This window comes from Klebsiella sp. GW_Kp182, assembly GCF_040062275.1.
Taxonomy (GTDB): domain Bacteria; phylum Pseudomonadota; class Gammaproteobacteria; order Enterobacterales; family Enterobacteriaceae; genus Klebsiella; species Klebsiella michiganensis.
Window position 1 is genome coordinate 252,713 of the sequence record NZ_JBEAFQ010000002.1, and the last position, 24,173, is coordinate 276,885.

General features: G+C 50.5%; 24 protein-coding genes and 1 tRNA gene. 15 read left to right on the top strand and 10 right to left on the bottom strand.

Annotated elements, in window-relative coordinates; all coding sequences use genetic code 11:
* Positions 1–81 precede the first annotated feature (81 nt).
* The gene (locus tag ABLU88_RS03290; RefSeq protein ID WP_120150983.1) at positions 82–576 is read right to left on the bottom strand and encodes a thioredoxin family protein; all 495 of its coding nucleotides are present in this window, start codon (positions 574–576) and stop codon (positions 82–84) included.
* A 187-nt stretch (positions 577–763) separates the two neighbouring features.
* On the opposite strand from ABLU88_RS03290, the gene ABLU88_RS03295 reads away from it, so the two are divergent.
* The 11 genes from ABLU88_RS03295 (at position 764) to hxlB (ending at position 10,055) form a co-directional block, all read left to right on the top strand.
* Complete coding sequence (locus tag ABLU88_RS03295) at positions 764–1,612, top strand: DMT family transporter (RefSeq protein WP_159214469.1); 849 nt, start codon at positions 764–766, stop codon at positions 1,610–1,612.
* A 130-nt stretch (positions 1,613–1,742) separates the two neighbouring features.
* The gene (locus tag ABLU88_RS03300) at positions 1,743–2,966 is read left to right on the top strand and encodes a PatB family C-S lyase (protein WP_015697022.1); all 1,224 of its coding nucleotides are present in this window, start codon (positions 1,743–1,745) and stop codon (positions 2,964–2,966) included.
* A 61-nt stretch (positions 2,967–3,027) separates the two neighbouring features.
* Positions 3,028–3,789, top strand: a complete 762-nt coding sequence (gene dsbG, locus ABLU88_RS03305; RefSeq protein WP_196588739.1) for a thiol:disulfide interchange protein DsbG — start codon at positions 3,028–3,030, stop codon at positions 3,787–3,789.
* A 223-nt stretch (positions 3,790–4,012) separates the two neighbouring features.
* Positions 4,013–4,324 (top strand): hypothetical protein, encoded by a 312-nt coding sequence (locus ABLU88_RS03310; RefSeq protein WP_071825604.1) that lies wholly within the window; start codon positions 4,013–4,015, stop codon positions 4,322–4,324.
* A gap of 198 nt (positions 4,325–4,522) precedes the next feature.
* The gene (locus ABLU88_RS03315; protein WP_015697025.1) at positions 4,523–5,491 is read left to right on the top strand and encodes a sugar-binding domain-containing protein; all 969 of its coding nucleotides are present in this window, start codon (positions 4,523–4,525) and stop codon (positions 5,489–5,491) included.
* Between the two features lie 418 nt (positions 5,492–5,909).
* Positions 5,910–6,359, top strand: coding sequence for a PTS galactitol transporter subunit IIA (gatA, locus tag ABLU88_RS03320; RefSeq protein ID WP_047611334.1), 450 nt, complete (start codon positions 5,910–5,912; stop codon positions 6,357–6,359).
* 18 nt (positions 6,360–6,377) lie between these two features.
* Entirely contained in the window at positions 6,378–6,671 is a 294-nt protein-coding gene (locus tag ABLU88_RS03325) for a PTS sugar transporter subunit IIB (protein WP_024359913.1), read from the top strand.
* Between the two features lie 24 nt (positions 6,672–6,695).
* Positions 6,696–7,949 carry a PTS transporter subunit IIC gene (locus tag ABLU88_RS03330; RefSeq protein ID WP_020439340.1) on the top strand — a complete coding sequence of 418 codons (1,254 nt, stop codon included), beginning with the start codon at positions 6,696–6,698 and terminating at the stop codon, positions 7,947–7,949.
* 24 nt (positions 7,950–7,973) lie between these two features.
* A complete protein-coding gene (rpe, locus tag ABLU88_RS03335; protein WP_159214467.1) occupies positions 7,974–8,618 on the top strand; it encodes a ribulose-phosphate 3-epimerase in 645 nt (214 codons plus the stop codon).
* Between the two features lie 108 nt (positions 8,619–8,726).
* Complete coding sequence (locus ABLU88_RS03340) at positions 8,727–9,479, top strand: SDR family NAD(P)-dependent oxidoreductase (RefSeq protein ID WP_120150978.1); 753 nt, start codon at positions 8,727–8,729, stop codon at positions 9,477–9,479.
* Positions 9,480–9,494: 15 nt separating this feature from the next.
* Positions 9,495–10,055, top strand: a complete 561-nt coding sequence (hxlB, locus tag ABLU88_RS03345; protein ID WP_024359910.1) for a 6-phospho-3-hexuloisomerase — start codon at positions 9,495–9,497, stop codon at positions 10,053–10,055.
* A 51-nt stretch (positions 10,056–10,106) separates the two neighbouring features.
* Here the strand turns inward: hxlB and ABLU88_RS03350 are convergent, their stop codons facing one another.
* The 7 genes from ABLU88_RS03350 to ABLU88_RS03380 all read right to left on the bottom strand — a co-directional run bounded on the left by ABLU88_RS03350 (position 10,107) and on the right by ABLU88_RS03380 (position 17,921).
* Entirely contained in the window at positions 10,107–10,391 is a 285-nt protein-coding gene (locus ABLU88_RS03350) for a DUF3892 domain-containing protein (RefSeq protein ID WP_032693573.1), read from the bottom strand.
* Between the two features lie 260 nt (positions 10,392–10,651).
* Positions 10,652–12,163, bottom strand: a complete 1,512-nt coding sequence (locus ABLU88_RS03355; RefSeq protein WP_224238143.1) for a sugar ABC transporter ATP-binding protein — start codon at positions 12,161–12,163, stop codon at positions 10,652–10,654.
* A gap of 19 nt (positions 12,164–12,182) precedes the next feature.
* Positions 12,183–13,163 (bottom strand): substrate-binding domain-containing protein, encoded by a 981-nt coding sequence (locus ABLU88_RS03360; protein WP_024359909.1) that lies wholly within the window; start codon positions 13,161–13,163, stop codon positions 12,183–12,185.
* 41 nt (positions 13,164–13,204) lie between these two features.
* Positions 13,205–14,230 carry an ABC transporter permease gene (locus tag ABLU88_RS03365; protein WP_032693575.1) on the bottom strand — a complete coding sequence of 342 codons (1,026 nt, stop codon included), beginning with the start codon at positions 14,228–14,230 and terminating at the stop codon, positions 13,205–13,207.
* Positions 14,227–15,675: a xylulokinase gene (gene xylB, locus ABLU88_RS03370; protein WP_072351807.1), complete on the bottom strand. Its 1,449-nt coding sequence runs from the start codon at positions 15,673–15,675 to the stop codon at positions 14,227–14,229. The genes ABLU88_RS03365 and xylB overlap by 4 nt, the downstream gene beginning before the upstream one ends.
* Positions 15,676–16,433: 758 nt before the next feature.
* A complete protein-coding gene (locus ABLU88_RS03375; RefSeq protein ID WP_196588738.1) occupies positions 16,434–17,684 on the bottom strand; it encodes an integrase arm-type DNA-binding domain-containing protein in 1,251 nt (416 codons plus the stop codon).
* A 161-nt stretch (positions 17,685–17,845) separates the two neighbouring features.
* Positions 17,846–17,921: transfer RNA gene (locus ABLU88_RS03380), tRNA-Asn, on the bottom strand.
* Positions 17,922–18,251: 330 nt separating this feature from the next.
* Between ABLU88_RS03380 and nac the strand changes: the two genes are divergently transcribed.
* The 3 genes from nac (at position 18,252) to ldtA (ending at position 21,246) form a co-directional block, all read left to right on the top strand.
* Complete coding sequence (gene nac / locus ABLU88_RS03385) at positions 18,252–19,169, top strand: nitrogen assimilation transcriptional regulator NAC (protein ID WP_046878091.1); 918 nt, start codon at positions 18,252–18,254, stop codon at positions 19,167–19,169.
* Positions 19,170–19,275: 106 nt separating this feature from the next.
* Positions 19,276–20,226, top strand: coding sequence for an HTH-type transcriptional regulator Cbl (gene cbl / locus ABLU88_RS03390; RefSeq protein ID WP_014229985.1), 951 nt, complete (start codon positions 19,276–19,278; stop codon positions 20,224–20,226).
* A 78-nt stretch (positions 20,227–20,304) separates the two neighbouring features.
* Positions 20,305–21,246, top strand: a complete 942-nt coding sequence (gene ldtA, locus ABLU88_RS03395; protein WP_348836154.1) for a L,D-transpeptidase — start codon at positions 20,305–20,307, stop codon at positions 21,244–21,246.
* A 121-nt stretch (positions 21,247–21,367) separates the two neighbouring features.
* Here ldtA and ABLU88_RS03400 read toward each other — a convergent pair whose 3' ends face one another.
* The gene (locus tag ABLU88_RS03400; RefSeq protein WP_004852315.1) at positions 21,368–21,973 is read right to left on the bottom strand and encodes a glutathione S-transferase family protein; all 606 of its coding nucleotides are present in this window, start codon (positions 21,971–21,973) and stop codon (positions 21,368–21,370) included.
* Between the two features lie 179 nt (positions 21,974–22,152).
* Here ABLU88_RS03400 and ABLU88_RS03405 point away from each other — a divergent pair, with 179 nt between their 5' ends.
* Positions 22,153–23,079, top strand: coding sequence for a LysR substrate-binding domain-containing protein (locus tag ABLU88_RS03405; protein WP_348836155.1), 927 nt, complete (start codon positions 22,153–22,155; stop codon positions 23,077–23,079).
* A gap of 37 nt (positions 23,080–23,116) precedes the next feature.
* Here the strand turns inward: ABLU88_RS03405 and ABLU88_RS03410 are convergent, their stop codons facing one another.
* The gene (locus ABLU88_RS03410; RefSeq protein WP_187227934.1) at positions 23,117–24,115 is read right to left on the bottom strand and encodes an aldo/keto reductase; all 999 of its coding nucleotides are present in this window, start codon (positions 24,113–24,115) and stop codon (positions 23,117–23,119) included.
* Positions 24,116–24,173: the final 58 nt, after the last annotated feature.

The following is a 24,173-nucleotide window of genomic DNA, read 5'->3' on the forward strand; positions in this document are numbered from 1 at the left end:
TTATTATTTCCCTGGCATTGCTCAACTTCCAGGTTTATTACCTTCAAGTTGAGATTCAATTAATTTAACTTTAACGCTCTCTTATTTTCCTGGAAAAATTGAAGTCACTTCGCGGGCGGTATCGACCAGAAGCTCACCGATTTTGTACCTCTCGCTCACTTCTCCATTGTTGCCGGTAGCATTTTCAGGTCGTTCAATAAACTGCCCCAGCGGAGTCGCGTTCTCATCCAGTACCACGGCAAACGGAATTTTGACTTTATCGACACCAAAGTGTGCCTTAAAGACGGCTTCAGCCTTGTCGCGGGTGATAATACCCAGACGTATTGCCGGCGCTGACGCGGCAATGGCATGGATTACAGGCAAGTTTTTATGGCAGTCGGGGCACCACATTTCAGCAGCTACCAGAATGCTGTACGAACCCGGAAGTTGCGAGAGCTTACTGATGACATCGTCAGGTAATGCCTCGTTGGCAAGCCCCTCAAAATGCCGTAATGCATTGCGGTCTTCTTCTGCTCCGCTGCCAACAAATTCGTTATAATCTGATGCTGCTTCGAGCAGTACGTTGAAATCTTGCATATGTTCTCCTTTATTAGTAACAGGTCTACGGCTTCACATAAATCTGGCAATGATAAAGGCCAATGCTCCAGGCATGACCTGAAAAGGCGTACCATTTTAGTGTCTGGCTGCCATAAGTAGACATTGCCATCCTACCTACTAATTGATAGATTATCACGTAATTTGTTAATTTTGAGGCGTCACGCTGATGGGGCGGTCTGTTGGATTCAAGATAGTGATAGCAATGATGGCATTCGCAGCCAATTCTGTGCTCTGTCGGATTGCGTTGAAAGGCGAACATATTGACCCGGTGACGTTCAGTGACCTTCGCCTGATGAGCGGGGCGGTGGTCTTGTTACCACTGTTGTTGAGACGTGAGGGGAAAAAGCAGGGCGTCTGGAGCTTGAAAAGCGGGTTCTTTCTTATGGCCTACGCCCTGTGTTTCTCCCTTGCCTATATCCATTTGGATACAGGAACAGGTGCTTTGCTCTTGTTTGGCGTTGTGCAACTGGCGATGGTGGCTCATGGCCTTTTCCATGGGGAAAGGCTGTCTTTTTCCAGAGCAACGGGGCTTGGGCTGGCTGTAGCCGGCATGGCTGCTCTTCTCTTACCTGGTGCCAAAATGCCCCCCTTGGGCAGCGCTGTTCTGATGGCGCTTTCAGGCCTTGCCTGGGCGGCTTATACCCTTTGCGGAAAGCGCTCTCCCAATGCAGCGCAGGCCACTGCGGCAAATTTCATCCTTGCTGTACCTTTTGCCCTGGTGTTGTCGCCGTTCATTAGCCAGGGAGCGCACTTCGACGGTATCGGAATTCTCCTGGCAGTGCTCTCTGGTGCGGGTGCTTCTGCAGGAGCCTATGTGCTGTGGTATTCACTTTTACCTCGTCTTGAGTCTGTTGCAGCCAGTACGGTTCAGTTGAGTGTGCCCTGTCTGGCGATGCTGGGAGGCGTAACATTTTTGGGCGAGTCATTGAGCCTCAGAATGGCATTTTCAACGCTGGCAGTCCTTGCGGGCATTCTGTTGGTGATCAAGGCACCGGGTCAGAAAATACGGCAGTGATATCAACGTGCCAGTCATGACTTGATCACTCTACAAATGGTTTTTTAGGTTTTAAAGCAATGGAATATCTAATCGTTAGCAAAATCAGTGACGCTGTGACCTCTTTGGATAAACTAATCGGGTAACCTCTATGAAATACGATTTTGATGAAGCAGTGGACAGGGCAGGGACAGACAGCTTAACCATCGACGGCTGGCGTGAATATATGTTTGGTGCCCATGAAGGCCCCGCGCCGGAAGTACCGGCCAATGGTTTTATAAACCTCTGGGTAGCAGACATGGCTTTTTCCACCCCCGAGCCGGTGCTTGAAGCCATACGTTCCCGGTTAGATAAAAAAATTCTTGGCTACACCCGCATTTATGACAGGGATTACTATGAGATTTTTGGGGCCTGGTGTGAAAGGAATTACGGATACCGGTTTCAGGAAGAAAGCATTGTTTTCTCCCCGGGTATTATCCCTGCGCTTAACCGATTGGTGCCGTTACTGACCCACGAAGAAGACAGCATCCTCATCCTGACCCCTTCTTACGCACCGTTTAAAAAAGCCGGAGACTATAGCGGTCGTCGCGTCGTCGATTGCCCGCTTAGAAATAACGAAGGCCACTGGGCGGTAGATTTTGAGGCAATGGAACAAGCCCTGAGCGATGACCAGCAGCGAATTAAAGCCTTCTTTCTCTGTAACCCGCATAATCCCACCGGGCGAGTTTGGCGACGTGATGAGTTGCAGAAAATGATAGCGTTATGCCTTAAACATGATGTGTGGGTTATTTCTGATGAAATCCACTGTGATTTATCCCGCTCGGGCGTCACGCATATTCCCGCCGCGTCAATTTTTCCTGAAAATCATAAAATTATCACCTGCATGTCGACCAGCAAAACGTTCAACCTGGCGGGTAACCTGCTGGCAAACATCATGATCCCTGATGCCTCAGTGAGAGCCGAATGGCTTCGCCTGCATGATGATTTTATCTCTCCGCTGAGCCTGGTGGCTAACAAGGCCGCCTGGTCCGAGTGCGATGAGTGGTTGACTCAGGTCAGGCACTACATTGACGAGAACTTCCGTTTTCTGCAGGACTACCTGGGGACATATCATCCGCTGGCCCGTTTTATCATTCCTGAAGGGACTTATCTTGCCTGGATTGATATCTCTCGTCTGGTAGATGTCAGTAATCAGGAAGAGGTAACCCTCTTTTTCGCCAGACATGCGGGTGTATTGCTTGAAGGGGGGCAAATGTTTGTCAGTAACGGCGACGGGCACATCCGCCTTAATCTGGCTTGTCCACGCGCTATGCTTGCTGAGGGGCTCAACCGCATAAGCAAGGCATTGAGTGCCAGTTCTGGCGATGCTACCTGAATTTTGAAAGCAGCAGTACCTACAACGGTTCGTAACAGGGCCGTATTATATGGAGATAAGAATGAACAAATACATCCTCGGGTTATCTGCTGCACTTATCGGCTCGCAGGTTCAGGCAGCAACGCCCGCAGCGCTTCCCGCACCGATCAAGCAGTTGGAAAAACAAGGTATAGAAATAATCAAACCCTTCACGGCTCCCGGCGGGGTCCAGGGCTGGTTGGGAAAATATCAGGGAACGGGGGTGACAATTTATCTGACCCCCGATAAAAAACATGCCATATCAGGTTATATGTACGATGAGAATGGAAGTAACCTCAGCGAACAGGTCATAAAAGAGGAGATTTACATCCCTGCTGGCCGCGAGATGTGGAAAACACTGTCCAAAGCTGCCGGTATCACGGAAGGCAGTAATAATGCAAATTGTCAGATTGTCGTGTTTGCCGATCCTTTCTGTCCTTACTGTACAAAATTCAGACAGGACGTGCAGCCCTATATTAAGGACAATAAAATCGCTATGAAAACGCAGTTAGTGGGTGTCATGCAGCCCGACAGTGGCCGTTACGCGGCTGCGATATTGTCTTCTGAAAACCCCGCGAAGGTCTGGCAGGATTTCGAGTTGTCGGGTGGCAAAAACAAGCCTGCACTTTTGGAGAAAACGCCGCAGCCGATTTTCTCGCAGATCCAATACAACCAGAAATTGATGGAGGATGTGGGGGCAAGCGGTACGCCAGCAATTTATTATCTTAACCACGCCAACATGCTTCAACAGATCGTCGGTCTGCCGGACCAGCAACAGATGGCCAATCTTATAGCGTGTAAATAGTTTCTTAGTCACTGGCTACGAAATGGGTAAATTCACACATGGATGTGGGGATTTTATGAGTACACCCCTTAAAATCCTATTTTTATCTTGTGTTTATGTGGCTATCAGATCTTTTCGCTATGTGTTTTGTACTGCTTTAGAATGGCGCAGCGCAAAGTGAACGGATTGAAATGTAAATCAGCTACCCTAACTAACGAAACCCGATGCAACCTGGAGAAAAGACATGAACAGAGCTCAATTGTTTTCTTATCTTTTTTTAACGGGATTTTCCGTTATAGCGTTTGCCTGTCAGGGAGGTGAAGGCGGGAAAGGCGGAACTGGAGGAAAAGGGGGATCCGTGGTAATCGGTAATCAAAACGGTGGGGCTGGTCTTAATGGAAAAAACGGAAAATCTGGGATGAATGGTTGTCCCGGTGGAACTCAGGCCGCACCCGATGGGCATTTTTATCTGCGAGGAACACATGAGCAATGTAACCCGTTTCACGCCAAAAAACAGAAATCACAGGCCACAGCGTCACTGATTGAGAGCACATAATGTAAAGCCTTGCCACCGTCTAAAAAACTCTGGTCTCTTCACCCATTATCATCAGATGTGTCAGCTATCACACCGCCAAAAGATAAGACGCATTTGCTCATGTCAAAAGAGCAGGTAAAAGTGTACTCTTATGAGTAAATTGCAGGGGTAACAGTTTAACTCAGCTGATATTGTCTTTGGATGAAGATGGAATGCTCTATGCCTAAACGTATAAAAAACAGCCGCTGGTCAGGTTACGATCCCCGCTATATCTATTCTCTCGTCGTCCGACGTTACTTTGTTGAGATGAAGACCAAAACTGAGATTGCTGAAGAACTCGAGATTTCGAGATTTAAAGCGGCGCGTCTTATCGATGAGGCAATAAAGGAAGAGTATGTGAAGTTTCTCTTTCCAAAGCAGCAACTGCTTGACGAAGAGATCGCACTTAATCTCTGCGGAAAGTATGGTCTGCAGAAGGCAATCGTGCTTTCCGTGTCAGAATCCTGGTCCAATCAGGAAGAACTGAATGAGAAGCTGGGGGGTATCACTGCAAGTTATCTCAACAATAATCTCGCTGAGGGAATGAAGGTTGGTATTGCCTGGGGACGCGTTTTATCCAGCACAGTGAGTCAACTCACCAGCTTGCCTGCATTAGATGTTGTGCAGCTATCTGGCGTTCATCCGGGCATTGAATTTAGCCAGGGCCCGATCGACCTTATCCACAGACTGTCGACTATCTCTCAGGGCAAGGCACATCCTATGTATGTGCCGATGTGGGTGGATGATGAAAGCCTGGCCCAAAAACTGGCCAGTGATCCGGCTGTGGTGGATACCCAACAATATTATTCTCAGCTGGATGTTGTCATCACCGGTATTGGCGCCTGGAAAACGGGCTCATCCAGTTTGTGTGATATTTTTCCCGAGTCGTGGCAAAAAAATCTGTTTGAGAAAGATATCGCTGCGGATGTCTGCATTACTCTCGTTAACAGTAAAGGCGAGATCCTTGATAGCCCGATGAGCCGTCTTGGGTTTGGTATTTCAACCGAACAATTGCGTAACACGAAAACCGTGATTGGTGTGGCGGGGGGAGAACAGAAGTATGAAGGCATCGTCGCTTCCCTGAAGTCAGGCCTTTTAGATGTGTTAATCACTGACTTCGATACTGCGGTGAAGCTTGTCAATTCCTGATTGAAATAGATCCCGGAACATCAGCAACAGGGGCGTAGCCCGCGCCCTTGATCACCTTCCTCTCAGGCATGCATTAGGCACTGCTATCAGTCATTCTGTAAACCCTCATGACTTAGATCAGAGCATGGCCAAATCCTCTGACATAGGTCAGTTCGCATATATAAACCTTCAAAAAATCTATTATCCGTCTGATTTATAATAAAAATCTTACTTCCCCTCTCCGGTTGACTTGATTGATCTAAAAGATGAATTACTCGATATTGCTCATATGAGCAATTATTTGCGTGCACTTATGCATTTATTTTGTGATCAGCTTATAACTTTTGCATGTTTTCTGTTTGCGCGGAAAATTGGCATGCTATAACTGCTCATGTGATAGATAATGTTTGCTCCAATGAGCAAAAAGCGAGGTGAAAAGGTGAGTACAGTCGCTATTAATGTTGCAGATGGTGCAGCATTCAAAAATTACGATGAGGTGCTGCAGCACATCCATGAAAAGCTGTATTCAGAAGGGATAGTGAAAAAGACCTATCTGGCAGCACTGCGCGAACGCGAAGCCATGTATCCAACCGGTATTTTGCTTGATGGTTATTCTGTGGCGATCCCACATTGCGACAGCAACCAAGCCAACAGCCCGTCGATTTATATTATTCGCTTACCTGAACCGGTTCAGGTTGATCAGGCTGATGGCGACGATAAATTGTGGGTCAAACTCATTATCAATTTGGTCGTTACCGATCCGGCTAATCAGTTGCAACTGCTGAAGGCCCTTTTTAGTAATCTTCAAATGGAAGACTTTTATCAAAATTTACTTGAGCTTCCTTCCGAGAAAGCGCAGGCACTTTTTATTTCCACCGTCATGCAATAAGAGTTCAGGAGCATAATGATGATTAATATCCTCGTAGCCTGCGGGAGCGGTGTCGCAACGTCAACTATCGCTGCTGATGAAGTGAAATCCGTGTGTACAGAATATGGCATTACTCAGTTCAAAATAAATAAATGCAGCATGTCAGAACTTCCTTCTGAATTACAGAATGCTGATGTGATTTTAACCACGAATAACTACAAAGGTGATATCGGAAAACCGCATATGAGTGTGGCCGGGTTTATCACCGGGATTAATGAAGCTGTGTTACGAAAAAAACTAGGGGATTTATTAACAGAGCTGGCTAAAAACTAATAAGAAAACACAGGGGATGACAAGATGGACATGTTAAAAAACATAATGCTAACGATAACAAGCATGGGGGCAACGGCAATCCTACCACTTGTCATCTTCATTTTGGGTTTGGTTTTCCGCATGAAAGTCGGTGCTGCCATTAAGTCTGGCATCACCGTGGGTATCGGTTTCATTGGTTTAGGTTTGGTTGTTAATCTGTTGAGTACATCCCTGCAGCCGGCAATTGCCTACTATTCAAAACTGGGAAGCGGATTCACTGTGGCTGATATCGGATGGCCTGCGGTGGGAGCGGCCGCATGGGTGGCACCCTTTGCCGCTTTAGTTGTTCCAGTGGGTATTATTCTTAATTTGCTACTTGTTCGGCTTAAATTAACCAAAACGCTGAACGTTGATATCTGGAATTATATGCACTTCCTGGTTCCCGGCGCGCTGGCCTATTTCGTGTTTGACAGCTTCTTTATCGGTTTTGGCGTGGCAGTCGCACTTAGCGTTATCGCTCTGTTTATTGGCGATTTAATTGCTCCCCGTTGGCAGAAATATTATGGCCTGGAAGGGACGACCTGTACCACCATGATCCATATAGGCTGGACATTACCTTTTGCACTGCTGGTCAATAAAATTATCGACCTGATCCCCGGCCTGAACAAGCTCGACGTTGATTTGGAGAGCGTACAGAAACGTCTGGGTGTTTTTGGTGAACCCGCTATCATCGGTGTCATTGTAGGTTGTCTGCTTGGACTGCTGACTAAACAGCCTGTGACCACTATTGTCCCGATGGCAATGGGGGTGGCTGCGGTAATGGTGCTCCTGCCTAAAGTGGTGGGTGTCCTGATGGAAGGACTGTCTCCAATTGGGAAAAGTGCCAAAGAGATTATGCAAAAGCAGATGGGTAAAGACGCCGAACTGAACATCGGTATGGACTGTGCACTGGCACTGGGCGACCCAGCGACCATCACCGTCACCGTTATCACCATTCCGTTGACCATGCTTTGCGCACTGATTTTACCGGGGATCATGATTTTCCCAATCGGCGTTCTGATGTCAATCATCTATATGACAACCATGACCGTAATGGCCAGCAACGGAAACGTCATCCGCTCAATTATTTCAACCTTACTGTTCAGTATTGTCGTGATGTATTTAGGAGGGTATGTGGCTCCGGGTGCAACCCAATTCCTGCATGGCGCAGGCGTCGGCTTGCAGGGGCAGGGTACGGACTTTGTACTGACTGGCCCGTGGGAAGTATTGACGTATTGGTTGAGCACTGTATTCCATTGATTTTAAAAATGAGGTTTGCTTACCATGGCACAGATTTTACCATCAATTTTTGGCGCGAATATCTTAAGTCTACAAGATGAGCTCCGTTTTTTAGAAGAAGAGAACACTGAAATATTGCATGTTGATTTAATGGATGGAACCTTTGTAAATAATATTGCCTTTGGGCCGAATCAAATTTCTGCAATGAAAAAAGCCAGCAAAATGACTTTCGACGTACATATGATGCTGGCTAATCCTGAAAGACATATTGATGATGTTATCAATACTGGTGCAGAAATGATCTCAGTGCATTATGAATCAACGCCGCATGTGCATTTTATTTTACAGAAAATAAAAAAGGCCGGGCGAAAAGCCGGTGTGGTCATCAATCCCGGTACGCCTGAAAGCGTTCTGGAATATTTGTTGGACGATATTGATTACATCCTGATTATGACCATTAACCCGGGGAAACCCGGGCAGACTTTCATCGAGAAAAGCCTCGAGAAAATTAAGAAAACCAGAGAAATGATTGCTGGCCGGCACATTCAAATTGAAGTCGACGGGGGCGTTAATCTGGAAATAGCAAAAAAAGTACAGGAGGCGGGTGCTGATTTAATTGTTGTCGGTGGCGCATTATTTAATGACAACCCTAAAGCAAGCTATCAGGCATTAAAGTCTGTCATGCATTAAGTATCCAACATACATTCACGCGCTCTTAATTGAGCGCGTAATCATTATGTAGACCGCAGACGTGGGGATTTCTCTCACGTTAAGTACAAAGATTCAGGAGAACAACCGATGAGTCATTTTGAAGGTAAAGTTGCGCTAATTACCGGTGGTGCGCATGGGATTGGTAAAGGAATTGCAAAACAATTCGCCGAACGCGGTGCGCATACCGTCATTGTCGATTATAACGAGGCTAATGGCATCAAAACTGCGGAAGAACTGACCTTTGGCAATGTTAAATCGCTCTTTGTCAAAACGGACGTATCTGATCCGCAGGCACTGGCTGAAGTGCGCAGAGAAGTTATCGAGGCTTATGGCCGTATCGACATTCTGGTTTTGAACGCAGGTGTCGCTTTTGCTAATAAAGTCAAAGACATTACTTTCGAAGAGTGGAACAAAACACTCTCAATCAACCTGACGGGTTTATTCAATACGGTCAAAGCCTTCTACGATGACTTCTTAACTAACCAGGGTTCAATCGTTTACATCTCCTCCGGTTCTGCGCTGTCAGGTACCGGCGGGGGGGTGAGCTATCCAGCCAGTAAAGCGGGGGGGGAAGGCCTTATTCGTGGTCTGGCAAAGGAGTTGGGTCCAAAAGGTGTTAACGTCAACGCTATCGCGCCGCGTCTTATCGACACCGGCGAAATGATGCGTGTTAATTACCCGACGCAGGCAGATTTAGACGCAGTACTGGAGAAAATTCCGGTCCGTCGTCTGGGCACAATCGATGATGTCGCAAACCTGGCCATCTTCCTTGCTGATAAGTCAAATTCTTACATCCAGGGACAGACGATCCTCATGGATGGTGGCCGTACAATTGCCTGACCGGAGGAAAAGAAAATGGGTGTTCAAGAAAATACTGTCAGTATTCTCAGGGAACTAGAACAAAACGCGCTCAATATCGACAATGATCAGGCACAGCATTTTATCGGGAAGATCCGTAATGCGAAGCATATTTTCCTGCAAGGTGCAGGGCGCAGCGGTATTGCCATCCGCGCGTTCGCTAACCGTTTATTGCATTTAGGCTTTTCGGTCAGCGTAGTCGGGGAAATTTCATCACCTCATACGAAAGCGGGTGATTTGTTAATTATTGGTTCAGGCAGTGGCGAAACAGGCAGTCTCAAGAGCCTTGCGCAGAAAGCCGTTGAGTGTGGTGTCGACGTGGCGCTGGTCACCATGAAGAAAGACTCTGCGATTGGCCAGTTGGCCAACTGCGTGCTGGTATTACCGGGAACGGTCAAAACTGAAAACGATCGCACTCCGGGCCAGTTTTCGCAGCCAATGGGTTCCTCTTTCGAGCAACTCTGCTTTATCACCTACGATGCCATCGTGCTGGAACTCATGGACCAACTGCGTGAAACCAGTGAAACCATGTTTAAACGACACGCTGATTTTGAGTAATGACAATGAGCGCTTCGCTGGAAGCGCTCATTCGCTTATAACATCGCATCATTAAAAAGTGAGCAAATTACCCAAGTTATCGCGTTTGGTATCATTAGGATCAGTCGTGAGATAAATCCCATCAATAACATGAACCATTGCCCCATAAACCCACTTGTCATTCACGTAGGTAATTGTTTGAAAGCTTGTCTTACCGGCATTTATCAACTCAGCGACAAACTGACGCGAGTTAATTGATACGTCCTTCTCCCCATTACCGGCTTTGATGATTTTAACGTACTGAATGTGTTGCCCTGCATTGTCTCTGCGTATACCCGAGATGTAAAAGTCTGCCATTTCTCTTGCCCCTTCTGCGCTATGCCGTATAGCCACTTTGCACAACTTAATATCTGCCCTGTTGCAAATATGCCAATGACAGATTGCACAATTTTTCCACTCATTTTGCGCCAGCGCTCAGAGCCTGTATGCGGGGTAACTCACTTGATGCAATTTGTTTGGGTCTTCTGCAGGAGGGCAACTATAACGTTAATCAAATGCTGAAACAAAAACGGCCAGCTTAGCTGGCCGTTGGATGCGTTCTGTTCGGAATGAGTGCCCTAAGCCTGGGCTTCAGCATGCTCCCATGCGGCTTTGCGAAGATCTGCGGGTTTAAGGTCGCGTGCAGGAATGATCACACCATCGCATTTACCCTGTCGGAACACCGTAATGGTATCTGCCACGTCCAGCAATTCCTCTTCCTCACTCGATACCACGATGACGCAGCAGCCTTTATCTGCCAACTGATGGATGATGCGATAAATATCCGCTTTTGCCCCAATGTCGACGCCTTTGGTCGGCTCATCCAGCAATACCAGATTGGCGTTTTGCGCAATGACCCTGGCGAGCAGAACTTTTTGCTGATTGCCTCCGGAAAGCGATTTAATCGGTCCGCTCAGCGTTCCCAGCGTATTCATCTTGCTCAGCAACTCAGCGGCGGCCTGCCGCGCAGCGCTGTGACTGACAAATCCGCCAGAACGGAATTTTTTCAGAACCGGCAGCATGGCGTTGGCATAGCTCGACATCTGAGGAATGAAGCCATCTTTTTTACGTTCTTCTGTCAGGTAAGCAATCCCCTTATCAATCGCTTTTGCCGGTGAAGAAGGATGGTATTCTTTGTGACCCAGCCGGATGTCACCACCGGTAACGGTTTCCAACCCAAACAGCGTCTGGCACAAGCGCGTTCGGCCTGCACCAGCCAGCCCGTATATACCCAAAATTTCCCCGCGATATGCCTCAAGGTTGATGCCCTTCAGGCGATCAGTCTGCAGGTTTGTGACCGAGAGCCAGGGTTTGCCCATCGCGTCGCGGATCAGACTACGGCTGTTAGACGGCGCCTGATAAGCATTTGCATCGCCCACAATAGCGTCAATGATGGCGCTTTTGCTCAGCGTCTTTTTGCCTTCGTTATAAATCACTCGGCCGCCGCACATTACGGTTGCTTCATCACAAACACCCAACACTTCGTCTAATTTATGAGAGACCAGTACTACGCCAATCTGCTTTTCGCGTGCGATACGTTGTACTGCCTGTAGCAGTTCTTCTGCCTGCGCACCTTCCAGCGCGGTCGTCGGTTCATCGAGGAAAAGAAAACGGGCGTCGCGATCAAGGTTAGAAACCACTTCCAGCATCTGCTTTTCAGGATGTGACAGATTTTTGACCAGCGCGGTAGCGCTGAAACTCAGATGGTAATCATTTAGTACTTTCTCGGTATGCGCGATCATACTTGCATCATCTATAAAGCCACTGCCTTTACGACATTCACGTCCGAGAAAAAGGTTTTGCCAGACGCTCATGCCGGGAATGAGACGGAGTTCCTGATACACACAAGCAATACCTTTGTTGAGTGCATCCCGTGGCGAAGCAAGGTGCACCGGCGTTTCGCCGATCATCAGCTCTCCACTATCCTGCGTGTTAACGCCCGCCAGGATTTTCAGTAGCGTTGATTTACCCGCTCCATTATGGCCAAAGAGGCCGTGGATCTCGCCAGGCTTTACGCTGAAATCCACACCGTGGAGAACCTGCACACCCGAAAAACCGATTTTGACCTGCTTCGCCACATAATTCATCATTCTTCGCCTTTCACTTAAGTCAGTATGCTGAACCCATTACCGATGCTGCGTTGTCTTTGGTGACCAGCAGCGGTGGGTTGTTGATCATGGCTGGAACCTGTTCACCGTTCAGACTCTTCCTGGCATTTTCAACCAGCAACTGAGCCAGTTTAACCGGCTCCTGAATCGCACCGGCTTTCAATATGCTGTTGTTCTGAACGGCTTTGACGCCTTCTTTATCCACAAACGCATACAGCTTCACTTTGTCACTGACCCCCAGTTGCTGGATTGCCGCCAGTGACCCGAGCGCGGAAGGTTCGGTGTCTGAGTACACGACGTTAATTTCTGGCCTGCCCTGCAGCATTTCAGTGGTGACTTTCAGGGAGGTTGTTTCTTCTACTTTGCCATTGACCAGCGCGACGAACTTAATGTTTTTGTTGGATGCCACGGCTTCCTTGAAGCCTTCATCACGTGCATTTGCGGCAATGGATGTTGGTTCTCCCACGATACCCACTGTTGCAGTGCCATTTTCACCAATGTCTTTCAACAGCTGCTGGCCAATGAGCTTGCCGCCTTCACGCTGATCGGTCTGAACACCTTGAACCAGCGTGACGTTTTGCTGCTTCATCCCCTCGGTATCCGGAAGGATGTTGATGGCAAACGCCGGAATTTTTGCCTGATTAAGCTGGTTTATGATCGACACGCACGGGCCTGAGGAGACGCAGTTCACTGCGACCGCATCCACCTTCTGTTCAATGAAGTTCTGCACCTGCGAAAGTTGCTTGGCGTCGTCATTATCAGCAATCGAAATTTTTACGTTCAAGCCCTGTGCCGCTGCATTGTCTTCAAAGCTTTTTTTCATGGCAACGTAATAAGGGTTGGTGAGGTTCGGCAGCGTAACGCCCAATGTTTTTTTGCCGGCACCCACGGTGCTTTCAGTATCCTCACGGTTACAGCCGGCGAGCATGCAGGACAGTGCGACTATCGCTGCACCTGCGGTGATTGTGGTACGGAGTTTCATGTTTATCTCCTGGATATATGTAGGTCAGGGTTTAAGAAGCGTTATTGTTGTGTTTTGCGTGACTTCCTGACTTTGAGCCAGGGGATCACGATTTTTTTCGAGGTACGTAAGGTATCGAAAGTGACGCCGAACAGGATGATCAGGCCGATGACCAGCGGCTGCCAGTAGGCACTGACGTTCAGCACGTTCATCAGATTCGATATTGAGGCAATAAGCATGGCGCCAATCATCGCGCCGATAAGGCTGCCAGTGCCGCCAAACAGACTGACGCCACCTACCACCGCACCCGCTATTGAGAAGAACAGTTCGTCACCACGGCCCGCCGTCGGATAGCCTGTCATCAGACGCGATCCATAAATCAGGCCGCCGCATGCCGCACAAAGCCCGGAAATTGCATACACCAACAGGGTGATGCGTGGAATGCTGATCCCCGATAAGCGTGCAGCATCTGCGTTACCGCCTACCGCATAGATGTGAGTCCCGGTGATGGTGCGGCGCAGGAAGATGACACCAATAACAATGGCCAGCAGCAGCGCTATGACAGGGAACGGAATACCCAGCGGTTTTGACTGACCGATGAGGCTGTAACCAATTTGCGTCACGCGTATCGATTCGGCGCCGGTGATAATTTGTGGTATGGATGCCGCAACCCCCATCATCGCAAAAGTGACAATGAATGGCGGCACGCCGGTGCGTTCGATTATCAGACCATTTACCAGCCCACTCAGCGCACCCACCGCCAAAACGATGGGTACGGCAAGCTGCCACGGAATGCCAAATTTCTCCATCAGCAAAGCTGCAACCACGCAGGTCATCGCCACGATGGAACCGCAGGAGAGGTCGATACCCCCGGTCAGCAGGACAAAGGATTGTCCCAGGCAAAGGAAGCCGATGACCGCGCCGTTCAGAAGCAACACCATCATGTTCGAAACAGTCAGGAAGTTAGGCGTGGCGATAAACCCGCCCAGCATGACCAGTAAGAAAACAACGGCGATACCCGCTTCTGCAGGGACTTTGAGCGGCTGCTTAGGCGGTTTGATTTTTGCAGGGGTAGTTATTGAACTCATTGCAGCTCTCCTGATAATGCATTGGCATAGGTAACGTAAGCGTCCAGGACATGGCGCGCATCTTGTTGTGGCTCGGCCACTTTCTCAAGCGGCACACTCCAGCGATCGGCCATTTCAATATTTGTGCATCCCAGCACGGCAGCAGCAGCCTGAATGGCTGCACCCGCGGCTGCCGTTTCACCCACCGGAGAAATCCAAACGGGCTTGCCCGTCAGGTCAGCCAGAATCTGACGATAGGCTCGTGACTTTGCGCCGCCGCCGGTGACAACAATGCGACCGTCGTCAGTGAAGCCATGTTGTTTCAGTACCAGACCGCCCGCCAGAAGGCCGCACAGTACGCCTTCCACGGTGGCGCGAGCCATATCCTGCATCGTTGTGGTGGTACGTAATCCGCGCATGTGTCCCGTGGCGTCAGGAAGGTTGGGGGTGCGCTCGCCGTCCAGCCACGGAACAAGCTGAAGACCGTTGGCGCCGGGTGGCGAACTCAGCGCGAGCTCGTCGAATTCGTCAGGGGTAACGCGCAGCATTTTGCGAAATGTATCGGTGACTTTGGCGGAGTTCAGTGTAGTAATCATGGGGATAAAGCGATCGGCCGCATCGGCATAACCGTTGATGGTGCCGGTGCTGTCGGTAATCCCTTTCCTGGTGATGCCATATAACGTACCGCTGGTCCCGATAGAGATACCGGTATCACCGGTTTTCAGGTTCATACCCAGTGCGGCAGACATGTTATCGCCGGTCCCGACACCCACGATTGCTCCCGCCAGTTCCTCCAGCTCAGGCATCAACTTCACCACGCCTGCAGGTTGATGCGACGGGATGATAGTGGGCCAGCGGGAAATCCAGTCAATTTGACTGTTAACCACCGCTGCCAGCTGTGGTTCCCAGCTATTGGTGAAGGGGTTGAAGTAACCCGTACCGGATGCCCCGCCGCGCTCGCACACAAAGCTACCGCTCAGACGGTAAACCAGATAATCAAACGGCAGCATGATGCGGTGGGCTTTTTCCAGCAGCCCCGGATAATTTTGTTCTGTCCAGGCCAGTTTAGAAATGGTCATTGCTGGCCCCGGAACGGAGCCCGTCAGGCGTGCCCATTCTTCCGGAGCAATCTTCTCGCACAATTCACGCGCTTGCGGTGCAGACTCCGTGTCATTCCACAGCTTCGCAGGACGCAGCGGGCGATCGTGATTATCAAGCATGACGAGGCCGTGCCCCTGGCCACCGACAGCCAGACCTGCAATACGTGGCCACCATTGTTTTAATTCAGTGAGCGCGGAGACTAATGCATCCCACCAGGCTTGCGGATCCTGCTCGCTACACGGCGGTGTGGTCGGTGGATGCAACTTACGAGCCTGTGCGATCACCTTGCCATTTTCAAGACTACGCAGCATGACGGTACAAGACTGGGTGGAGGAATCTATACCCGCAACAAGGTCCTGTTTCATTGAACTACCTCTGAACTATCGTTAAGAAATGACAGAGCTGAAAGCGATAACTGAATGACAAGCAAACTGGGTTATGGTTTTAGATACTCAGTTTTTTGCTCATATGATCAGTTTTGTTTGCTCGTTTGTAAGATATAAACAATACCCACCGTAATAAATTCGTCAATTGTCGTGTTAAGGGAACGTTACGTAGCTCTCACTTTTAGTTTCACCTGGCAGCTCTGATGGTATGTTCGTTTGAACAGTGAAATAACCTTGATTTTTTGCGGTCTGGTAGAAATTAGCTCTGAGCTTGATCTTCTGTATGGAGTTTAAGATTGTTTATTTTGGCAAGGGCAGTTATTTGAAGGGGTTTTATTTGCAAATAATCAAGTGAGATGAACGTGCTGGGGATGTGATACAGAAAGCTCATAATAAATGGTCTCAATGTTTAAGAGACGGTTAATAAAAGCAATTTCCCGCATACATTGGCAGTATGCCATGGTTTATCCGAAATCAAACGGCACTATGATAATAACCTCAGGGGGATTGTTGAGTTAAATGAACTTTTCGCCTCAACCAGATCTTGTTTCCACATTTCTGATGTTACCGAGATATCCTGCGGCAAAAAATGCGTGGTGAGAATACCTATCTGGCTATGAGAAATGACTGTGGACCGATCATTTCTATGGCTGTTTATGCAAATTAAAACAGGGTCCATTAGCTGAACCCTTTTTCAAAATTACCAATTAGTCACATCCTAAGGTTCATACCATCTGCTACTGGCGGCCCCTGACATAGGGTGGCACGAATTCCTCTCTGCATCTGTCCAAATAATCTGACCACCATTGCATCATCGCTTTACGTGCATCGAGATATTCTGCTTTATGGATGTAAGCCGCTCGAACGCTGTTACGCTCCTGGTGACTCATCTGCCGTTCAACCGCATCCTGCGCCCATAGGCCAGACTCCATCAGGGCACTACATGCCATTGCCCGAAATCCGTGGCCGCAGATTTCATCTTTTGTGTCATAGCCCATCAGGCGTAGCGCCTTATTGACCGTGTTTTCGCACATCGGTTTACACGGATTATGATCGCCGGGGAATATAAGTTCCTGATGTCCGGATATTTCCCGTATCTGTTTCAGAATAGCAATAGACTGACAGGAGAGTGGAACGATATGTGGAGTACGCATTTTTGCACCACGGCCAGAGTAGCGGACGCCGGGGATGGACTCGCGAGTGGCAGGAATGGTCCAGATTCTATTTTTGAAATCGATCTCAAACCAACGGGCGAAACGCAGTTCGCTGGAACGGATGAATAGGTGAAGGGTGAGTGAGACAGCCAGGCGGGTTAACTCTCGTCCTTGCTTGTAGTCCTCAATGCGAGTCAACAGTTCCGGTAGTCGCTCCAACTGAAGGGCGGGGTAATGACGTTTAACTGGCGGGGCGATGATACCCTCCAGATTTGCCGCGGGATTGTGCTCTATCAACTCCTGATGCACAGCATGACGCATTATGTTGCACATATGCTGCCGGGTACGTGCTGCGACTTCCAGCAGACCTTTTTTCTCAATGCTTTTCAGCAGGTCGATAAAGTGACGAGGTTTCAGTTCAGCTACCGGCAAGTGTCCAATCACAGGGAATATATGATTGTTCATGCTGGCAAGCAGGCGGGATGCGTGGTTCTCAGACCATGTTCGGTTGCTGTTATGCCACTCCAGTGCCACATGTTTGAAGGTTTTTTCTGGTGTGGAAGTGGTTCTTTCAGCAGAGCGCTGTTGTGCTGGATTGATATTTTGCGCGAGGAGTTTACGGATACCATCACGCTGTTGACGAGCATTAGCTAAAGACACGTCAGGGTAGGCGCCTAAGCCAAGGCGAGATTCTTTTCTATTGATACGATATTTGAGATACCAGAGACGTGAACCGCCTGGATTAACCAACAGGTACAGACCATGGGAATCGGAAATTTTGAAGGGTTTAGCGGATGGTTTTAAGTTGCGGATTTTTGTGTCGTTAAGAGACATTTGGGGGTCACTCCGTCATCGAACCAACATGACCCCAAATCTGACCACCAAATTCTCCCGATGCGGAGGAAAAACTAAAAATGCATCGGGAAGATTTTTCGCGCTAACTTATTGAATCTAAATCACATAAGGATTCGCAAAGAGGCATGAAAACAAGAATTTGGCTCCTCTGACTGGACTCGAACCAGTGACATACGGATTAACAGTCCGCCGTTCTACCGACTGAACTACAGAGGAATCGTGTGAACGGGGCGCATATTAACGATGACCATCCCCCTTGTCAAAGCCTGAATCACCTTAACTTGTTCGTTTGCTGACAATTTCAGCAGAGTGCCTGTTTTTACGGCATTGCGCCGCCGGATGCACCGTTGCGGTGCATTTATACCCCTAATGGGGCATACCGCAATCCGCTTACCGGGCAACAAAATCGCGGTTTGCTATCAGTATCCCTTATTACGCGGCCTGCAGCGGCATTTGCGTCCCTGCAAAAAAGCTGGCAAGCAAATTGCAAAACCTTCTGCATCTAAACGGCCAGTGTTGGTACTGGTGTTCCTTACAGGAGGCAAAATGAACTTAAGACGACTGAAGTATTTTGTGAAAATCGTCGATATCGGCAGTCTGACCCAGGCCGCTGAAGTCTTGCACATCGCACAACCGGCACTGAGCCAGCAGGTTGCGACCCTGGAAGGCGAGCTGGACCAGCAGCTGTTGATCCGCACCAAGCGCGGCGTGACGCCGACCGAAGCGGGCAAGATCCTTTACACCCACGCCCGGACTATCCTGCGTCAGTGCGAGCAGGCGCAGCTGGCGGTTAACAACGTCGGTCAGACGCTAAGCGGCCAGGTGTCAATTGGGCTGGCCCCGGGCACGGCGGCTTCGGCCATTACCATGCCGCTGCTGCAAACGGTGCGTAACGAGCTGCCGGAAGTTATGGTCTATCTGCAGGAAAGCAGCGGAACGATCCTCAACGAGAAGCTTATCGACGGTCAGCTGGATATGGCCGTGCTCTATGAACGTTCTCCGGTCGCCGGGATCGTCAGTCAGCCGCTGCTGAAGGAAGATCTCTACCTGGTCGGAACCCGGGATTGCCCGGGGCAGAGCGTGGATTTGACGGCGGTTGCGGAAATGAATCTGTTCCTGCCGCGTGATTACAGCGCCGTTCGCGCAAGGGTCACCGAAGCCTTCACTCTGCGTCGACTGTCGGCAAAAATTATCGGCGAAATTGAATCCATTACCACCCTGACGGCGGCTATTGCCAGCGGCATGGGCGTCACCGTTCTGCCTGAGTCCGCCGCCCGTTCGCTGTGCAGCGCGGCGAATGGCTGGATGGCGCGCATCAGCACGCCGTCAATGAGCCTGTCGCTGTCGGTCAATATGTCGGCACGCGGCAGTCTGTCGCCGCAGGCGCAGGCGGTTAAGGAAATTTTAATGTCGCTGGTGAGCCGTCCGTCGCTGGAAAACCGTGAATTATTGTTAGTCAGTTAGGCTATATTCCTGAATGGAATAAGTTGCTGGTTTTTATTATTTGTTAGCAGGGACAACAGACTTTAACAATAGTGCATATGTTATGTCTGATAGCCCGGAGGAAAGGGTGAACTTCCAGCAACTCAAAATTATTCGTGAAGCGGCCCGTCAGGATTACAACCTGACGGAAGTCGCCAATATGCTCTATACATCGCAATCGGGCGTCAGCCGTCATATTCGTGAACTGGAAGAAGAGCTGGGGATCGAGATTTTTATCCGCCGCGGCAAACGCCTGCTGGGGATGACGGAGCCGGGCAAAGCGTTGCTGTCGATTGCCGAGCGTATTCTGAATGAAGCCAGCAACGTTCGTCGCCTGGCGGACCTGTTTACCAACGATGCGTCCGGCGTCTTAACCATCGCCACCACCCACACCCAGGCGCGCTATAGCCTGCCGCCGGTGATCAAAGCCTTCCGCGAACTCTTTTCCGACGTACGTCTTGAATTAGTTCAGGGGACGCCGCAGGAAATTGAAGCGCTGCTGCACAACGGCGGCGCGGATATCGGCATCGCCAGCGAGCGCTTGAGCAACGACCCGACGCTGGTGGCTTTCCCCTGGTTCCGCTGGCACCACAGCCTGCTGGTCCCCAAAGATCACCCGCTGACCCAGGTGACGCCGTTAACCCTCGATGCCATCGCCCGCTGGCCGCTCATTACCTATCGCCAGGGGATTACCGGGCGTTCACGTATTGACGAAGCCTTTAACCGTAAAGGGCTGATGCCGGATATCGTATTAAGCGCTCAGGACTCCGACGTTATCAAAACCTACGTCGAGCTGGGGCTGGGCGTAGGGCTGGTGGCGGAGCAGTCAGGCGACGCGCGGGAATCTGATACCTTTACGCGTCTCGATACCCGCCATCTGTTCGATGCCAATACCGTCTGGCTGGGCCTGAAGCGCGGTCAGCTGCAGCGAAATTACGTCTGGCGCTTTATTGAACTGTGTAACGCGGGGCTGTCGCTGGAGGAAATTAAACGTCAGGCGATGGAGCCGGAAGAGGCCGCAATCGATTATCAGATTTAGCAGGATGATAAATCGGATATGAAAGAGTAAACGAAGCTATAATTTATTCACGATTATCGCCACAAAGGAAGGGAAATTGTGCGGCGTGTGAAACTGCTTTGTTCTCTTATTATGATCCTCACCAGCCAGAGCGCTCTGGCGGTGAGCTACCCGTTGCCGCCGGAAGGAAGCCACCTGGTGGGCAGCCCGCTGACCATCACCATTCCGCAACACAATACCCAGCCGCTGGAGGCCTTCGCCGCTCAGTACGGTCAGGGCCTGAGTAATATGCTTGAGGCCAACCCCGGCGTCGACGTGTACCTGCCGAAGTCGGGCTCCACGCTGGTGGTCCCGCAGCAGCTTATCCTGCCCGCCACGGTTCGCAACGGGATCGTGATCAACGTGGCCGAAATGCGTCTCTACTACTATCCGCCCGATGGCACAACGGTTGACGTTCTGCCGATTGGCATTGGCCAGGCAGGACGCGAAACCCCGCGTAACTGGGTCACCGCCGTGGAGCGTAAGCAGGAGGCGCCGACCTGGACGCCCACCGCCAATACCCGTCGTGAATACGCCAGCCGTGGCGAAAGCCTGCCCGCGTTTGTGCCCGCAGGGCCGGATAATCCCATGGGCCTGTACGCGATTTACATCGGCAGGCTCTACGCGATCCACGGCACCAACGCCAATTTCGGCATTGGCCTGCGCGTGAGCCAGGGCTGCATCCGCCTGCGTAACGACGACATCAAATACCTGTTTGATACCGTTCCGGTCGGGACGCGCGTGCAAATCATCGACCAGCCGGTGAAGTATACTGCCGAGCCGGATGGCAGCCGCTGGGTTGAGGTTCACGAACCGTTGTCGCGTAACCGCGCGGAGTATGAATCGGACCGGAAGGTGCCGCTCCCCATCACGCCGGCGATTCAGGCCTTTGTGAAGGGCGAGGGGGTGGATGTGAATCACGCGGAGCAGGCGCTTGAACGCCGTTCAGGGATGCCGGTGGAGATTGGTCGTGCAGCACTGCACGCCGGTAGCGGTTTTTAACCCTTTCCCTCACGCCAGGCGATTTCTTCCATCAGGATAACGCGCCCGCGGTTGCCGGGCGCTATCGGTTGCCGTGGCGATTCACGTTCAGGGTTTAGCTTCATCGCATTGAGCTGATGCTTTAGCTAAAGGGATGTTTTTTAAAGGCGCTATGGGTTTCAAATAATTCAGCAACGGACCGGATATGATTAAAGTCTCCCGCATGAACCACGTGAGGGATCGTTGACTGAATAAAGGTCCAGATAACCGTACTCGTTACGGCCACCTGATCGGGAACCGCGGCCGCCGGACGCTCCTCCAGCAGCCTGTTCCACTCCCTGCAGGCAGCCAGCAGCTGAGTCGTGATGCGCGCTATCCACGGATTATGCTGCTTTTCCGCCGGGCGCAGATTGTGTTCATAGACATTTTGTACCGCCTTTTCACCCGCGGCGAGAATAAAGCCCAGCGTTTGCAGATCGCTTGCCAGCGCGTCCGGCGCGACCGGCAGCAGCTTGCGCCCCGGGGCGGCCTGGGCTTCAAAATAAGAGAGTATCAGCGACGAATCCATCAGGCGAATTCCGTTATCCAGCACCAGCGTCGGCGCTTTGACCGCAGGGTTTATCCTGGAAAAGGCTTCAAAGCTGCTGAATACGGACAGCGGGTGACTTGCAAACTCGACGCCGTAGAGTTCAAGGGAAATCGCCACACGCCTTACATAAGGCGAATCCATCATGCCAATAAGCTTCATCATGATTCCTGTTTTCCTGTGCTGGTGAAATAGGCTGGGGTTAATGCTTCATTGCCGGCGGTGAAGAAACAGTACAGTAAATTCGTCATGGCGAATATCTTCAGTATCTTACGGGTTGGGTTAGTATTACTGACAGATTGTGGGTCACGTTTTACGCGTCAGGTTGTGGGAGCGGTAACATGGCGGATTTTCCCCCTATTGCGAGTTTACGTAGTTTTGAAGCCGTGGCGCGTCTTGGCAGCGTGACGCTGGCGGCGAAAGAGCTACACGTTACGCATTCAGCCATCAGCCAGCAGATTAAAGTGCTGGAGGAGATGGTCGGCCTCAAGCTGTTTATCCGTCACGGCCGCGGCGTGCAGATTAATGAAGAAGGGCGGCTCTATGCCTTACAGGTCCGCGAGGCTTTGCACCATATTGCTGATGCCACCCGGCTGGTGCAGGTCAACCCCCGCAGGCAGGAGCTGACCCTGGCGATGGTGCCCTCGTTCGGCTGCCACTGGTTGTTGCCTCGCCTGGAACGATTTCGGGAGAAATACCCCCATATCTCGCTGCGAATACAGGCGAGCCTGGCGATAACCAGCATGCAGCAGGAAGGGGCGGATTTGGCTATACGCATGGGAAAAGGCGACTGGGAAGGAACGGAGAGCCATTACCTTTTCTCCGATCAGCTTATCGTTGTGGCCTCGCCAACCTATAACGGCGGCGTGCTCCCCCGTACGCCGTCAGAGATAGCGAAGAGCAACATTATCTTTTCCATGGAGTCGTGGAAAGCATGGTGTATCAACGCGGGGCTTGAAAGAGAGATTGTGCCAGGCGGTTTGTGCATCAACGACTCAAACCTGGTGCTGGAGGCCGTCCGGCTCGGTAAAGGTATCGCGCTGGAACGCCGCTCTTTAGTTCAGGATGCGCTCTCCAGAGGTGAGCTGGTACAGCTTACGTCTTTCACCGCCCCTTATCCGTGGCCTTACTGGCTGGTTTCATCGCAGGGCGCAGAGCAGAAAAACGAAGCCGTTCTATTTAAGGCCTGGCTTGATGGGGAGGTTACCGCGTGGCGCCAGCAAACTGGCGCGGTGGAGGAGAAATGTGCGCGAGACGGTAAACCTTAGCTCCCACCGGAAAGGCGGGAGAATTTATAGCAGGATGTTACTTATCGATTAAATGAAAATCACCCTGGGTATACCTTAATCCGTGAATATTGTCAGGGGTAAAGATGCGATCGATGAGTTTAATATCAACATCGGAAATAGCCAGGCTGGCTGCGCCGGCATTATCCTGCAAATGCGCGATTTGGCGCGCGCCGGGAATGGGGACGATATCATCGCCTTTACTCATCACCCACGCGAGAGCGAGCTGGGCCAGGGTAGAGCGATATTTATCGGCCACATCCCGCAGCTGGCTGAGTAGCTGCTGGTTTTTCCGCATGGCATCGTGCTGGAAGCGAGGAAGATTGCGCCGAAAATCATCCTCGGCGAAGCCGGACCGATCGGTGATTTTGCCGGTTAAAAATCCACGACCCAGCGGGCTATAGGGCACAAATCCTACCCCTAATTCGCGGCAAGTTTTAAGAATGTTTTCTTCCGGCTCGCGGGTCCAGAGAGAATATTCAGTCTGAACGGCGGCGATCGGATGAACTTCACAGGCCCGGCGTAAAGTATTGGCAGAGACCTCGGAAAGTCCGATATGGAGAATTTTCCCTTCCTTGATCAGATCTGCCATTGTTCCCACCACGTCTTCAACGGGGACGGTGGGATCAACGCGGTGCTGATAAAGGAGATCAATAGTCTCGACGTTGAGACGTTTTAGGGAGCCTTCTACCGCTTCGCGGATATGTTCAGGACGGCTGTCAACGCCGGCCATACGCTCAAGCCCCTGACCGCCAGGAAGAATGCGGAAACCAAATTTGGTCGCAATCTGTACCTTATCGCGAACGCCTTTGATTGCTTTTCCGATCAGCACTTCATTATCAAATGGGCCATAAACTTCTGCGGTATCAAGGAAGGTGACGCCCAAATCAACCGCAGCGTGAATGGTGTTAATTGCCTGCGACTCTTCGGCTCCGCCATAGGCAAAACTCATTCCCATACAACCCAGACCTAATGCCGACACCTGAAATTTATTCTTTCCCAGATAACGTGTTTCCATTTTATTTTCCTCACTCGTACAATGTGCTGAAATATATACTTCCCTTTTCCACTCACAA

Coding starts and splice junctions, on each gene's coding strand:
- ABLU88_RS03290 (WP_120150983.1), bottom strand. CDS start 576: ATGCAAGATTTCAACGTACTGCTCGAAGCAGCATCAGATTATAACGAA.
- ABLU88_RS03295 (WP_159214469.1), top strand. CDS start 764: ATGGGGCGGTCTGTTGGATTCAAGATAGTGATAGCAATGATGGCATTC.
- ABLU88_RS03300 (WP_015697022.1), top strand. CDS start 1,743: ATGAAATACGATTTTGATGAAGCAGTGGACAGGGCAGGGACAGACAGC.
- dsbG (WP_196588739.1), top strand. CDS start 3,028: ATGAACAAATACATCCTCGGGTTATCTGCTGCACTTATCGGCTCGCAG.
- ABLU88_RS03310 (WP_071825604.1), top strand. CDS start 4,013: ATGAACAGAGCTCAATTGTTTTCTTATCTTTTTTTAACGGGATTTTCC.
- ABLU88_RS03315 (WP_015697025.1), top strand. CDS start 4,523: ATGCCTAAACGTATAAAAAACAGCCGCTGGTCAGGTTACGATCCCCGC.
- ABLU88_RS03325 (WP_024359913.1), top strand. CDS start 6,378: ATGATTAATATCCTCGTAGCCTGCGGGAGCGGTGTCGCAACGTCAACT.
- ABLU88_RS03330 (WP_020439340.1), top strand. CDS start 6,696: ATGGACATGTTAAAAAACATAATGCTAACGATAACAAGCATGGGGGCA.
- rpe (WP_159214467.1), top strand. CDS start 7,974: ATGGCACAGATTTTACCATCAATTTTTGGCGCGAATATCTTAAGTCTA.
- ABLU88_RS03340 (WP_120150978.1), top strand. CDS start 8,727: ATGAGTCATTTTGAAGGTAAAGTTGCGCTAATTACCGGTGGTGCGCAT.
- hxlB (WP_024359910.1), top strand. CDS start 9,495: ATGGGTGTTCAAGAAAATACTGTCAGTATTCTCAGGGAACTAGAACAA.
- ABLU88_RS03350 (WP_032693573.1), bottom strand. CDS start 10,391: ATGGCAGACTTTTACATCTCGGGTATACGCAGAGACAATGCAGGGCAA.
- ABLU88_RS03355 (WP_224238143.1), bottom strand. CDS start 12,163: ATGATGAATTATGTGGCGAAGCAGGTCAAAATCGGTTTTTCGGGTGTG.
- ABLU88_RS03360 (WP_024359909.1), bottom strand. CDS start 13,163: ATGAAACTCCGTACCACAATCACCGCAGGTGCAGCGATAGTCGCACTG.
- ABLU88_RS03365 (WP_032693575.1), bottom strand. CDS start 14,230: ATGAGTTCAATAACTACCCCTGCAAAAATCAAACCGCCTAAGCAGCCG.
- xylB (WP_072351807.1), bottom strand. CDS start 15,675: ATGAAACAGGACCTTGTTGCGGGTATAGATTCCTCCACCCAGTCTTGT.
- ABLU88_RS03375 (WP_196588738.1), bottom strand. CDS start 17,684: ATGTCTCTTAACGACACAAAAATCCGCAACTTAAAACCATCCGCTAAA.
- nac (WP_046878091.1), top strand. CDS start 18,252: ATGAACTTAAGACGACTGAAGTATTTTGTGAAAATCGTCGATATCGGC.
- ABLU88_RS03400 (WP_004852315.1), bottom strand. CDS start 21,973: ATGAAGCTTATTGGCATGATGGATTCGCCTTATGTAAGGCGTGTGGCG.
- ABLU88_RS03405 (WP_348836155.1), top strand. CDS start 22,153: ATGGCGGATTTTCCCCCTATTGCGAGTTTACGTAGTTTTGAAGCCGTG.
- ABLU88_RS03410 (WP_187227934.1), bottom strand. CDS start 24,115: ATGGAAACACGTTATCTGGGAAAGAATAAATTTCAGGTGTCGGCATTA.